Here is a 12,178-nt window from a genome sequence, read left to right as displayed (position 1 = left end):
GAAGCCAAAAAGTCCGTCGCCGCCCAGTTGCGCGCCGTCTTCAACGCGCCCGACCGAGCCGAGGCCGAGCGGCTCTTCAAGGCCGCCCTCGAATCCTGGCGCAAGGAGCATCCCAAATTGGCCGCATGGGCCGAGGAGGCCGTCCCCGAGAGCCTCACCGTCTTCGACTTCCCTGCCGCCCACCGCATCCGGCTGCGCACCACCAACGGGCTGGAGCGCATCAACCGGGAACTGCGCCGACGCACCCGGGTGGCGAGCATCTTCCCCAACCCGGATTCCTGCCTGCGCCTGGTTTCCGCAATGCTCGCCGAACTCGACGACGAGTGGCTGACCGGCAAGGTCTATCTCAACTTCAACCTGTAACCCGGTTGTCATGACCACCCAACCGGAAATTTACAGAAAAGAGGTTGCACAATCCGCCAGGTTGCGCGCGTTGAAATGCAACCCCTCCAGCGGCAGCGGCGCCGACGAGTTGAGGATGCGCAGAACGACGTCTTCCAACCCATCGACGGTGGGGATGGTGGCCACCCGCAGCTCGATGGGCAGGCCGCCAAAGCGCCGGAAATGGATCTTGCCGTCCTGCGGCTTGCGGCGCTCCGAGATGTCGAGGTTGCACATCACCTTGATGCGCGCGATGAGCGCGTTACGGTAGTTGGCCGGCAGCTCCAGGTACGGGCGCAGCTCGCCATCGACCCGAAAGCGAATGACCACCTTTTCGCGGCCCGGGTAGGGTTCGATGTGGATGTCCGAGGCGCGCTGGTGAAACGCCTCGATGATCATCGAGTTGACCAGCTTGACCAGCGTGTTGTCCGACTGCTCGATCGGGCGCTCGTCGGCACCCTCGACCTGCGCTTCACCGGCCAGCTCGACCGCCAGCTGCCACGCCTCCACCGTGCGCCCCTTGGCGGATGCCGCAGCGGCTGCGTCCGGGACAGGCGGCAGGGTGGCACCGTCATCGCCCAAGCCCAGCGCGCGGTACGCCTCGGCAATGCGCGCCTGCAGATCCGCGCTTGGCGCCACCACCGGGATCACCTTGCGCTGCGCGGTGAACTCCAGCTCGTCGATGGCTTTGAACTGCAGCGGATCGGGCATGGCCACCACGACCGAGGAGCCCAGCACCGCAATCGGCAACACCTGCAGCCGCACGGCCAGCGCCATGGGCACCAGCCGCAGCGCCTCTGGGTCCACCGGGTAGCGCCGCACATCGACGAACGGGTAGCCCATTTTGCGCGCCAGCGCAACCTGCAAATCCGCGGGCTGGATGAGCCCCATCTCGACCAGCGTTTGCCCCAGCGGCGTCTTGGGCTGGACTTTTTGCCGCTCGAGCGCGCGCAGCAACTGCTCCGGCGTGATCTTGCCCAGCCCCAGCAGGGCCTCGCCGATCGGCACGGGTTTGAGGGTGGCCTGCCGCTCCAGGGCGGCTTTGAGCTGCTCGAGGTTTTCCACCATCGTGGACTCGACGCGCTGCAGCGACGCTGGCGTGACGTCGTCGGCGGCGCTCAGCAGCGTCGCGCCAAAGCCGCTGTCGCCCTCCAACACGGCACCGTCGCCGCGCTGGACCTCGTAGGCCGTGATGCCGCTTTTGGGGATGAACACCCGCTCGGGGTCGCCCTCGCGCGTGATTTTGGGGAACAGCCACAGCCCATGGGGCGTGCGCCGGTGGCCATGGCACAGGCCCGAGTACACCGAGCCATCGCGCAGCTGCACCACGAAGCTGCGCAGCGCCTCATCCGCATAGCCCGACGGCGCACTCAGCGCGGACAGCCCCGTGCGGGACTCGATGCGCAAGCGCTTGATCTGGTTGAAGCGCAGCGCCAGCAAGCGCTGCTGACCCTCGATGGCCACCTTGAGCACGCCGGTGTCGGGCTGAAAATCCGCCAGCGCACCGTGCAGCACGCGCCCGTTCCAGCCTTCCACCGCGACGGGCAGGCCGGCCTGACCAGGCAGGTACGACTCATCGCCCGTCAGGCTCGGGATCAGGTAGGGTTGGTTCGAGACCATGGCATGGTTCCCCGTTGACGACGTCCTCAGGCCCCGATCGGTCATATCCCCAGCAGCCACTGGATCACATTTTTGGCGACGAAGCCCAGGATGCCGAGCGAGAGCACCAAAAACAGCACGAAGGTACCAAACTTGCCGGCTTTGGATTCCCGCGCCAGATTGAAGACGATGAACAGCATGTACAGGATGAACGCACCGACCCCGAAGGTCAGGCCAAACTGCGCCACCTGCGCTTCCGTATAACCAAACAGCGAGCCTTGCATATCGTGCCACTCAACCCCGCAGCGGCCGGATCACGCCCGCACGCTCGAAATCCCGGTAGGCGTGCCAGCTCGCATACGCGAGCACGGGCACCGTCACCATCAACCCCACCATCGCCAAGGCCATCCCCAGCGCCACCAGCGCCACGATGCACAGCGCCCACACGCCCATCACGACGGGGTGACTGCCCACGGCGCGCCAGCTCTCCCCCACCGCCTGCCACAGCGGCGTGGGCGTGGCCACCAGCATCGGCAACGCCATCACGCTCGAGGCAAAGACCGGCGCGGCCAGCCACGCGCCAAGCAGCAACCAGACCTCGAACAGCCCGACATCGGGCGCCAGGATCACGTGGCGCAGAAAATCCAGCGGGCGCTCGATGGGCGCTGGCGCCCACAGCGTGATCAGCGCCGCCGAGGTCAGCACCCAGCCCGTCCCGGCCAGGCCCAGCAACAGGCCAAAGCTCATCAGGCGCCGATCCCCCGACATCCACAGCCGCGCCACCTCGGCGCAGCAGACCTTTTCGCCCCGTTCCAAATGGGCGCTGACGGCATACAGCCCTGACGCCAGCACCGGCGCGATGATCAAAAAGCCCGTCAACGCCCCGGCCAGCAGCCAGAATGCATCGCGCAGCGCGATCAGCAGGATCAGGCCAAACAGCGCCATCAGGCCGCCGTGCAACACGCCCGGCAGGGGGTTGGTGCGGTAGTCGCGCCAGCCCAGACGCAGCCAGCGCAGCGGCGCGGCCGCGTCGATCGGGGATGCCCCAGGGGGATCGCCCGTGGCCGACGGCAGGGGTGAAGACGCACTCATGCAGGCCTCCGAAAAAAGCGGGAACACCGAAACCCGCGCCGCGCACGCGCGCAGCGCACCAGCCGAATTGGACCACAACCCCGCGCCAGCCCGAACGCGCGTGCCAATGCGCTGGACGATCGCGGCGACCACCATCCCCCAAATGGGGGATGGACAGTCCCAGACCGCTTGGCTACGCTTTCATTTTTCTCATGTGCAGATCCGCCTGACCGCTATGTCTCACCCCGGGGCAACGCAGCATGTTGGCGCACCCCATGACCGCGCCGAGACGCCGGCATGGCCCTTGCCCGCCGACGCGTTGCTGGCGCTGGCGGCCGACTGGCTGTGGGTGATGGACGCCCAGTTTCGGTTGGTGCGCATGGCGCGCACGGACGGCGGGGCGCTGCCGCCGGCGTTGTCCGATGCACTGGGACGCGCGCCGTGGGACCATCCGGCGTTCGAGCCCGGCTCCGGCCACTGGCGGCGTCACCGCCGCGTGCTGTGGGCGCATCAGCGGTTTGCCCAGCTGGAGCTGGGCTGGCGCTCCCCTGGCAGCCGGCGGCTGCGCTGGTGCGCCATCAGCGGCCAGCCCCTGTTCGGGGACAACGGTCACTTCATCGGGTACGCCGGGGTCGCACAGGACATCACCGCGCGCAAGCGGATCGAGCAGACCCTGCGCGCGACCCGCGCGCAGCTCAGCGAACTGGCTTTCTACGACGCGCTGACCGGGCTGCCCAACCGGCGCCTGCTGCTCGACCGCATCGAGCAGGCGCTGCTGCACCAGGTGCGCGCCCCGTCTTGGTGCGCCTTGCTGTTCGTGGACCTGGACGACTTCAAGGCCATCAACGACCGCTACGGCCATGCCGCCGGCGACGCGGCGTTGGTGGCCGTGGGCGAGCGGCTGCGCCGCAGCGTGCGCGAAACCGATCCGGTCGGCCGCCTGGGTGGGGACGAGTTTGCGGCGTTGTTGCCCGACTTGAGCCTGGACGCCCCGACCGCGCAGCGCATCGCCCAGCGCGTGGCGGTGCAGCTGCTGCGCCGGCTCGATGCCGCACTGCCCCACCTGTCCCACGTGCGGACCCCGGCCAGCGTGGGCGTGCTGCTGTTCCGCGGCGCCCATGCGCTGTCCACGTTACTGAAGCAAGCGGACGAACTGATGTACCGCGCCAAGGGCGGTGGCAAGGGGCGCTGGTCGCTGAGCGGCACGCCCACCCCGGGTTGAGCTCACGCCTGCGGGACGCGCAGCAGCGCGTCGAGCTGTTCGACCGGCTCAGCCCAATCGGCGTCCTGGCACAGCGCCTCACGCAAAAAACGGGCTTGCGCCGGCGTCCACCAGGGTGCGTCGGCCAAGGCCACCTCCGGCGCCAAGGGGGCATGCCGCGCGAGGAAGGCGCGCATCGACGCCTCATCGGTTGGCAGGCCCAGTTGCGCGAACAAGTCGCTCAGGCGATGAAACGGGGCTTCCATGGTGCTGCCTCCCGGGTGTCAGTAGCCGCTGTCGTAGCCGGCCAGATTTTCGAACCGCGTCAACGCGTTGAGGAATGTCAGTTTGACCGTGCCGGTGGGCCCGTTGCGCTGCTTGCCGATGATGATTTCCGCCACGCCCGGCTCCTTGCACTGGTCCTTGGTGTAGTACTCGTCGCGGTAGATGAACATGATGATATCGGCGTCTTGTTCGATCGCGCCCGACTCGCGCAGGTCGGACATCATCGGGCGCTTGTCGGTGCGCTGCTCCACCCCGCGGTTGAGCTGCGACAGCGCAATCACCGGGCACTGCAGCTCCTTGGCCAGCATCTTGAGCCCGCGCGAGATCTCGCCCAGCTCGGTGGCGCGGTTTTCCTCGCCGGAGGCCGAGCCACTCATGAGCTGCAGGTAATCCACCACGATCAGCCCCAGCTTGCCGCACTGGCGCGCCAAGCGCCGCGCATTGGCGCGCAGCTCCGATGGCGTCAGCCCCGGTGTTTCGTCGATGTAGAGCGAGATGTGGCGCAGCTTCTCGATCGCCTCGGTCAGGCGCGGCCACTCGTCGGGCGTGAGCTTGCCGGTGCGCAAATGCCCCTGGTTGATGCGGCCGATCGAGCCCACGACACGCACCGCCAGCTGCGCGGCGCCCATTTCCATCGAAAACACCGCCACCGGCAGCCCCTCGTGCAGCGCGACGTGCTCGGCAATGTTGATGGCAAAGGCCGTTTTGCCCATGCTGGGGCGCGCGGCGATGATGATGAGATCCCCCGGCTGCAGCCCGGCCGTCATGCGGTCCAGGTCGATGAACCCGGTGGGCACGCCGGTGATGTCGTTGGGGTTGTCGGCCATCTCCTGCACGCGGTCCAACAACTCCACCACCAGCTTGTCCATGGACTGAAAGCCCTGTTTCATGCGGCTGCCTTCTTCGCCGATGGACAGGATTTTTTGCTCCGCCTCGTCCAGGATTTGCGCCACCGCCTTGCCGCGCGGCGCAAACGCCTGCGCCGCGATTTCGTCGCTGGCGGTGATGAGCTTGCGCAAAATGGCGCGCTCGCGCACGATCTCCGCATAGCGGCGGATATTGGCGGCGCTGGGGACGAACTGCGCCAGCTGGTTCAGGTAGGCCAGCCCCCCCACCTCGTCGGCACGGCCCAGGCTGGCCAGATGCTCATAGACCGTGATGACATCCGCTGGCTTGTTGGCGTTGATGAGCGCAGCGATCGACTCGAACACACGCCGGTGCTCGGGGCGGTAAAAATCGGTCTCGGTGACCAGGTCGGCGACGCGGTCCCACGCGGCGTTGTCCAGCAACAACCCGCCCAGCACGCTGGACTCGGCCTCCAGCGAATGCGGGGGCACGCGCAAAGCCTCCAGCCGCGCATCGTCCACGAGCGGCACGGTCGAGTGGGTGGGCACGGGGAAGGTGGTGTCGTCGCTCATCGACCCGAATTGTGGCAGCAAGGTCGCGGCGCCGGCGGGCACCGCGTCAATCGACGCCCGGCAGCCAGCGCTGGCGCCAGCCCGCCGGGTCGTGCTTGCCGAGCAGCGTCACGAAATCGGCCTCCCGCATGGCCGCCGCCACCAGCCAGCCCTGGATCAGGTCGCAGCCCTCCCGGGCCAGGAAGCTGGCCTGCTCGATGGTCTCCACCCCTTCGGCCACGGTGGTGAGGCCCAGCGTGCGCGCCAGCTGCACGATGGCGCGAATGATGGCCTCGTTGTCGGGGTCACGGCCGATGTCGCGCACGAACGCCTGATCGATTTTGAGCCGAGCAAAACCCAACCGGCGCAAGTAGGTCAGCGACGAGTAGCCCGTGCCAAAGTCGTCGATGGCGATCGGGAACCCCGCCTCCTGCAGTGGCTGCAGCATCTGGCGCGCTTGTTCGGCCTCGCCAGCGGTCACCGACTCGGTCACTTCCAGCTCGACCCGCTGGGGGGGCACACCCGCGCTGTTGGCCAGGTCGCACAGCCGTTGGACAAACCCCGTGTGGCGCAACTGCAGCACCGAGACGTTGACCGCCACGTACGGCGCACCCGGCACGTCGGCCCAACGCCGCGCGGCTGCCAGCGCCTGCTGCAACACCCAGCCGCCGATCTCGATGATGCGGCCAGAGCTTTCGGCGACCGGGATGAAGTCCGTCGGCGAGACCGCCCCCAACTGCGGATGCTGCCAGCGCAACAGGGCTTCGGCACCGACGATGCGGCCATCGCGCAGCGCCAACTGCGGTTGGTACAACACCTGCAGCTCGCCATGTGGCAGGGCCTGGGCCAGCGCCGAGGACAAGCGCAACAGCTGCTGCGAGCGGTGCTGCAGCTCGGACGTGAAAAAGCGAAACGCGTTGCGCCCCGTGCGCTTGGCCTGGTGCATGGCGGCGTCGGCGCGGCGCAGCAGCTCCTCGGCCGCGTCGCCATCGTCTGGGTAGAGCGCAATGCCAATCGTTGCCCCCAGGCCAATGTCCGCCCCCTCAAAACGATACGGGCCGGCAATGGCGCCCAGCAACGCCTGCGCGCGCTGCGCGGCCACGTCGGCACTGACGTCGATCAGCACGACGGCAAACTCGTCCCCATCCAGGCGCGCCACCATTTCGCGCGGCCCCAGCGCCGCTTCCAACCGCCGCGCCACCTGCACGAGCAGCGCGTCGCCCGCCTGCAACCCCTGGGCGTCGTTGACGGTTTTGAAGTGGTCGAGGTCCACCACCAGCACCGCCAACGCTTCCCGCTGCAGGCGTGCCGTGGCCAGCAGAGCGGCCAGTCGCTCCTGCAGCCAGGTGCGGTTGGGCAGACCCGTGAGCTGGTCGTAGCGCGCCAAGCGCTCGATGCGCTCTTGCGCGGCCCGGCGCTCGCTGATGTCGCGCGTGACCCCGCGCACTTCGATGTGGCCGGTGTCCGGATCCCGCACCAGGGTCGTGACCACCTCGGTCCACACCCAACTGCCGTCGCGGCGTGGCTGGGGCACTTCCATCACCGTGGGCGGCGTCTGCGGTGCACCGCTGCGCTCCAGTTCGACCAAGCCGCGCAGCACCAGGCTGCGCACCCGCGCCAGCGCATCCGAGGGCAGCGCCGCCTCCAGCGGCATGGCCATCACCTCCTGCGGCGTGTACCCACGCAAGCGTTGGACCGCCGGACTGACGTAGGTGAAACGCATCGTCACCGGATCGAGTGTCCACACCACATCCGGCAGCGACTCGGTCAGCTCGCGAAAGCGCCGCTCGCTGCGCTGCATGGCCGCAGTGGCCAAGCGCACGCGCCGGCGCAACCACAACGACACGGCGCCCAGCAACGCGGCGGCCCCGACCAAGCCGCCCAGCGCCGGCGCGACCCACTGCGGCACCCGCGTCGCACCCTCGGGCACCGCCCAGCGCCGCAAAATCTGGTGGTAGGGGGATTGGGCGTCGGCCGCCCAGCGCACCAGGTGGCGGTCGATGGCCCGCAACACATCCGCATGGCGCCCCCGTGGCACGGCAAAGTACAGCCGCGTGGGGTTGAACACCACGGGCGTGGCGCGCAGCCCGTAGGCGTTCATGTGGTAGTCGCCAAAGTGCACGTTGACCGCCGCCACGTCGGCACGGCCGGCAGCCACGGCCTCGAAACCTTCGGCGAAAGAGTCCACCGGCACCATCACGACGTGCAGGCCGAAGCCCGCCACCATCCCCTGCAGCGCCGTTGCCTGCACGCTGTCCCGCAGCACCGCCACGCGCCGGCCCTCCAGGTCCAGCAGCGTGCCCACGGGAACGCTCGCCCCCCGATAGAGCTGCGACCAGCTCAGCATCGCCGGTTGCACGTGAAAATCGAACTGGGCCTGCCGCTCACTGGTCATGGCCACATCGGGCATGACGTCGAGTTCGCCACGCTGCAGCCGCTGCAGGCATTCGGCCCAGCGGCAGGGCTGAAAGGCCAGCGTCCAGCCCTCCTCGCGCGCGATGGCCTGCAACAGCTCCACGAATATGCCGCTGGGCGCCCCGTCGGCCGTGCGCATCAGCTTGGGCGGGTTGTCGTAAAAGCCCACCTGGAGCACGCGCGGCTGCGCCTGCACCGACGCACAGGCGAGCAGCCATGCCAAGCCGGCGAGCCAGCGCCTGGGCGCCGCCCCCCCGCTGACCGACCGTCGCAACATCCCCACCCCGTGCATGCGGCGCATCTTATGCGATTGCCGGGGGTTTTCCCAAAGCCGCCCCTTGCGCACTGGGCAGCACGCTGGGCATGCACTTCCTGCCCCGCTTTTGGCGCGCGCAACAAAAAAGCGGCCTGCTAGGGGCCGCTCGTTTGCTCCGGTGTTTGGTAGGCGCGATTGGACTCGAACCAACGACCCCCACCATGTCAAGGTGGTGCTCTAACCAGCTGAGCTACGCGCCTGTCGCTGCTTGCACATCAGTGCATCGACAGAACCGAGATCATAGCAGAAAACGGCGCACCTTTTGTCAGCGGCGCCAGACTTTTTGCACCCCGGGCACGTCGGTCAAGACGGCCATGACCTTGCTCACCCGGGTGGCGTCGCTGACTTCGACCGTGAAGGTCATCCACGCCACCCCCTTGACCGATTGCGTCTGCACGCCAATGACGTTGATTTTCTCGCGCGCAAACGCCTCGGAGATGTCGCGCAGCAGCCCCTGGCGGTCGAGCGCCTGCACGCCCACGTCCACGGCATACACCGGCGCATGGGGGCCGGCTGGGACGACGCCCGACCACGCCACGTCGATCACACGGCCGGGATGGCGCCGCGCCAGCGCCGCAAAGTCGGGACAGTCGGCACGGTGCACGCTCACACCCTTGCCGCGCGTGACGTAGCCGCGAATTTCGTCCGGGGGGGCGGGCTTGCAGCAGCGCGCCAACGTGGTCATGACCGCGCCCACGCCCACCACCAACACACCACCCGCCTGGCCTTGTGGGGCGCTGCGCGCCTTTTTGACCACCACCTCGTCCTGCGGCGGGGGCGCTGGCTCGCGGTGCAGGCACTGCTCGATGGCGCGCAGCGAAAGCGCCTCTTTGCCCACCGCCTCGAACATCGCATCGGGGGTTTCGTAACCCAGCTCGAGCGCGAGCTCTTCGAGCTTGATGGCGGTCTTGCCCTCGCGCTGCAGCAGCCGCTCGACCTGCTCGCGCCCGCGCGCCATGTGATCCGCGGCGGCTTGGGCATTGAACCACGCCCGCACTTTGCTCTTGGCACGGTGGCTGACCAGGTAGCCGGCTTCGGGATTGAGCCAATCGCGCGAGGGACCACCCTCCTTGGCCGCGATGATCTCCACCGTTTGGCCGTTGGCCAGCGGGGTGTTGAGCGGCACCATCTGACCATCCACGCGCGCCCCGCGGCAACGATGGCCCAGGTCGGTGTGCACCGCGTAGGCGAAATCCACCGGGGTCGCGCCTTTGGGCAGCTCGATGATGGCCGCCTGCGGCGTGAGCACATAGATGCTGTCGTCGAACAGGCCATGGGCCAACCCGCTCAAGTCGCGCTGCCAGGCCAGCAGTTGGCGCAGCACGGCGATCTTGGCGTCGTAGGACGACCCCGCGGTCACGCCCGCATAGCCCTTGGTGCCAGCCTCCTTGTAGGCCCAGTGGGCCGCCACGCCGTGCTCGGCATGCTCGTGCATCGCGCGCGTGCGGATCTGGATCTCGAAGGCGCGGCCCTGCTCGTCGCAGACCACGGTGTGCAGCGACTGGTAGCCGTTGGGCTTGGGCTTGGCGATGTAGTCGTCAAACTCCTCGGGCACGGGCGAAAAATGCGCATGCACCCACGCCAACACGCGGTAGCACTCCTCCACGGTCTCGACGATCACGCGCAGCGCACGCAGGTCGTAGACCTGATCGAAGGCGAGCGACTTGCCCCGCATCTTCTTGACGATGCTGTAGATGTGCTTGGGCCGACCCTGGACCTGGGCGTGCAGCCCCAGCGCCGCCAACTCGCGCTCCAGGCGCTGGCGCACGTGCTCGACATGCGTTTCGCGCTCCACGCGCTTTTCGTCGAGCAGCCGCGCGATGTGTTTGTACGTGTCGGGCTCGAGGAAGCGAAAGGCCAAATCCTCCAGCTCCCACTTGAGCTGCCAGATGCCCAGCCGATTGGCCAGGGGCGCAAACACCTGCAACGACTCGGCCGCCAGCGCGCGCGCTGGCACGCGCTTGACCGCTGCGTGGTAGCGCAGCGTCTGCAGCCGCGAGGCCAGGCGCAGCAACACCACGCGCAGATCGCGCGAGAACGCCAGCAGCATCTTGCGCACGTTCTCGGTCTGTGCGGCATCCAACGCCGAGGTCGCCCCACGGGCCGCCCCCGCCTCGGCCGGCGCGACGCGCCGGGCCTGGCGCTGCAGCTGGATGAGTTTGTTGGTTTCGATCGCGACGTCGGCAAGCGCATCGCCAAAGGCTTTGGCAATCACCTCGCGCGGGCGCGCGAGAAACGGGCACGCATACACCAGGTACACGCTGGCCTGCAAATCGGGCGTGCCGCCGATGCGCGCCAGGATGTCGGCCACGGCATCGGCATGGGCGAGCACCGGCTCGCCGGTGTCCAGCGTTTCACCGCTGAGCAGGGGCTCGGCAAAGGCGCGCGCGCGCTGCAGCGCGCGCACATCGGCATCGCCCGGTTGCGCCAGGGCGGCGGCAATGGCCGTCGGCGCTGGCGTCCCCGAGGGGTCCACGGCGCAGCGGGTGATCATGGCGCCAACAAAAAGTCGCGCACGACCCGCACCTGGTCGTCCTGCACCAGGGTCGGGGCATGGCCCACGCCGGGAAATTCGACCAGGCGCGCCCGCGGCCCCCGCTGTGTCATGGCCAGCGCGGTGGCACGCGAGAGCAGATCCGACGCCGCACCGCGCAGCAGCAGCGTCGGGCAGGTGATGGCGTCGTAGAGCGCCCACAGCCCCGCTGCGCTGGCCTGTTGCGCCACGGCCCGGGCCTGCGCCGCCGCGGCCGCATCCGTGGCCTGCGCAGCGCGCTGCGCCTCGAGCATGGCGCGAAACGGCACGGCGATGCGCGGGTCGTAGTGCAGCGTCCAGCCGCCTTCGACCGGCCGCAGCATGGGCCGGGTCAGGGCCAGCCATTGCTCCGGGGTGTGCGGACCGAAGGTTTGCGACACCTGCCACAACGCATCCGCCGCCGCCTGCTCGGACGGGAATACCGGCTGGCTGCCCAGGTACTGCGCAATGCGCTCGAGCGAGGCCGGCTCGATCACCGGGCCGACGTCGTTGAGCACCAGGCGGCGCAGGCCGATCGCCGGCTGCGCCGCCAGCGCCATCCCGATCAACCCGCCCATGCTGGTGCCCACCCAATCGATGCGCAGCGCATAGGGTTCGGCCGTGCCCGTCGCCTGGGCGTGGCGCTGCCGCAGATGGGCCAACACCACCGCCAAATCGTTGACGTAGGTGGGAATCTGGTAGGCCATCGGGTCTTCCAACCAGTCGCTGTGGCCGCGACCAGCCACATCGACGCAGACCACCGCGGCCTGGTGCGCCAGGGCGCGCGCCAGCACGTCAAAGTCGCGCGCCTGGCGCGACAGGCCATGCACGCACACCACGATGTGGTCGGGATGGGGCGCCCCGGTGGCATTCCATTCCCACCACGCCACGCGGCGCGGGCCACCGTGGAGGGCGCGTGGACCGGGGACGACCAAGTGCTGCAACGTTGGTTCCATGGGGCAGGTGTGTGACAGAGGGATAATGGGCTTTTGCTGTCTGTG

General features: G+C 68.5%; 10 protein-coding genes and 1 tRNA gene. 2 read left to right on the top strand and 9 right to left on the bottom strand.

Translation table 11 applies throughout. From position 1 onward, the window contains the following. Window positions 1-363: transposase (locus Tther_RS01850; protein WP_185974971.1), on the top strand; the 363-nt coding region annotated here is incomplete at its 5' end. A 30-nt stretch (window positions 364-393) separates the two neighbouring features. Here Tther_RS01850 and Tther_RS01845 read toward each other — a convergent pair. From Tther_RS01845 to Tther_RS01835, 3 genes are read right to left on the bottom strand one after another with little or no spacing between them, the layout of a single operon-like run. Beyond that, window positions 394-2,001 (bottom strand): GspE/PulE family protein, encoded by a 1,608-nt coding sequence (locus Tther_RS01845; RefSeq protein WP_185974970.1) that lies wholly within the window; start codon window positions 1,999-2,001, stop codon window positions 394-396. Between the two features lie 41 nt (window positions 2,002-2,042). Continuing rightward, the gene (locus Tther_RS01840) at window positions 2,043-2,264 is read right to left on the bottom strand and encodes a DUF2788 domain-containing protein (RefSeq protein WP_143900285.1); all 222 of its coding nucleotides are present in this window, start codon (window positions 2,262-2,264) and stop codon (window positions 2,043-2,045) included. Between the two features lie 10 nt (window positions 2,265-2,274). Beyond that, complete coding sequence (locus tag Tther_RS01835; RefSeq protein WP_143900283.1) at window positions 2,275-3,072, bottom strand: DUF2189 domain-containing protein; 798 nt, start codon at window positions 3,070-3,072, stop codon at window positions 2,275-2,277. Window positions 3,073-3,286: 214 nt separating this feature from the next. Between Tther_RS01835 and Tther_RS01830 the strand changes: the two genes are divergently transcribed. Further along, window positions 3,287-4,273 (top strand): sensor domain-containing diguanylate cyclase, encoded by a 987-nt coding sequence (locus Tther_RS01830; RefSeq protein WP_185974969.1) that lies wholly within the window; start codon window positions 3,287-3,289, stop codon window positions 4,271-4,273. A 2-nt stretch (window positions 4,274-4,275) separates the two neighbouring features. Here the strand turns inward: Tther_RS01830 and Tther_RS01825 are convergent, their stop codons facing one another. The 6 genes from Tther_RS01825 to Tther_RS01800 form a co-directional block, all read right to left on the bottom strand. After that, window positions 4,276-4,518, bottom strand: coding sequence for a DUF2789 domain-containing protein (locus Tther_RS01825; RefSeq protein ID WP_143900279.1), 243 nt, complete (start codon window positions 4,516-4,518; stop codon window positions 4,276-4,278). Window positions 4,519-4,536: 18 nt separating this feature from the next. Then, window positions 4,537-5,955 (bottom strand): replicative DNA helicase, encoded by a 1,419-nt coding sequence (gene dnaB / locus Tther_RS01820; protein ID WP_143900277.1) that lies wholly within the window; start codon window positions 5,953-5,955, stop codon window positions 4,537-4,539. A 46-nt stretch (window positions 5,956-6,001) separates the two neighbouring features. Next, complete coding sequence (locus Tther_RS01815; protein WP_185974968.1) at window positions 6,002-8,626, bottom strand: EAL domain-containing protein; 2,625 nt, start codon at window positions 8,624-8,626, stop codon at window positions 6,002-6,004. A 162-nt stretch (window positions 8,627-8,788) separates the two neighbouring features. Next, window positions 8,789-8,865: transfer RNA gene (locus Tther_RS01810), tRNA-Val, on the bottom strand. Between the two features lie 65 nt (window positions 8,866-8,930). Next, window positions 8,931-11,159, bottom strand: coding sequence for a RelA/SpoT family protein (locus tag Tther_RS01805; RefSeq protein ID WP_143900273.1), 2,229 nt, complete (start codon window positions 11,157-11,159; stop codon window positions 8,931-8,933). Next, on the bottom strand, window positions 11,156-12,133 hold the full coding sequence (locus Tther_RS01800; RefSeq protein ID WP_143900272.1) for an alpha/beta fold hydrolase: 978 nt from the start codon (window positions 12,131-12,133) through the stop codon (window positions 11,156-11,158). The genes Tther_RS01805 and Tther_RS01800 overlap by 4 nt, the downstream gene beginning before the upstream one ends. Window positions 12,134-12,178 lie beyond the last annotated feature (45 nt).

Origin of the sequence: Tepidimonas thermarum (assembly GCF_007556705.1) — a bacterium.
Lineage (GTDB): Bacteria > Pseudomonadota > Gammaproteobacteria > Burkholderiales > Burkholderiaceae_C > Tepidimonas > Tepidimonas thermarum.
The sequence above is the reverse complement of the archived record's forward strand: the minus strand, read 5'-3'. Positions and strand labels throughout refer to the sequence as shown.

Coding starts and splice junctions, on each gene's coding strand:
- Tther_RS01845 (WP_185974970.1), bottom strand. CDS start 2,001: ATGGTCTCGAACCAACCCTACCTGATCCCGAGCCTGACGGGCGATGAG.
- Tther_RS01840 (WP_143900285.1), bottom strand. CDS start 2,264: ATGCAAGGCTCGCTGTTTGGTTATACGGAAGCGCAGGTGGCGCAGTTT.
- Tther_RS01835 (WP_143900283.1), bottom strand. CDS start 3,072: ATGAGTGCGTCTTCACCCCTGCCGTCGGCCACGGGCGATCCCCCTGGG.
- Tther_RS01830 (WP_185974969.1), top strand. CDS start 3,287: ATGTCTCACCCCGGGGCAACGCAGCATGTTGGCGCACCCCATGACCGC.
- Tther_RS01825 (WP_143900279.1), bottom strand. CDS start 4,518: ATGGAAGCCCCGTTTCATCGCCTGAGCGACTTGTTCGCGCAACTGGGC.
- dnaB (WP_143900277.1), bottom strand. CDS start 5,955: ATGAGCGACGACACCACCTTCCCCGTGCCCACCCACTCGACCGTGCCG.
- Tther_RS01815 (WP_185974968.1), bottom strand. CDS start 8,626: ATGTTGCGACGGTCGGTCAGCGGGGGGGCGGCGCCCAGGCGCTGGCTC.
- Tther_RS01805 (WP_143900273.1), bottom strand. CDS start 11,159: ATGATCACCCGCTGCGCCGTGGACCCCTCGGGGACGCCAGCGCCGACG.
- Tther_RS01800 (WP_143900272.1), bottom strand. CDS start 12,133: ATGGAACCAACGTTGCAGCACTTGGTCGTCCCCGGTCCACGCGCCCTC.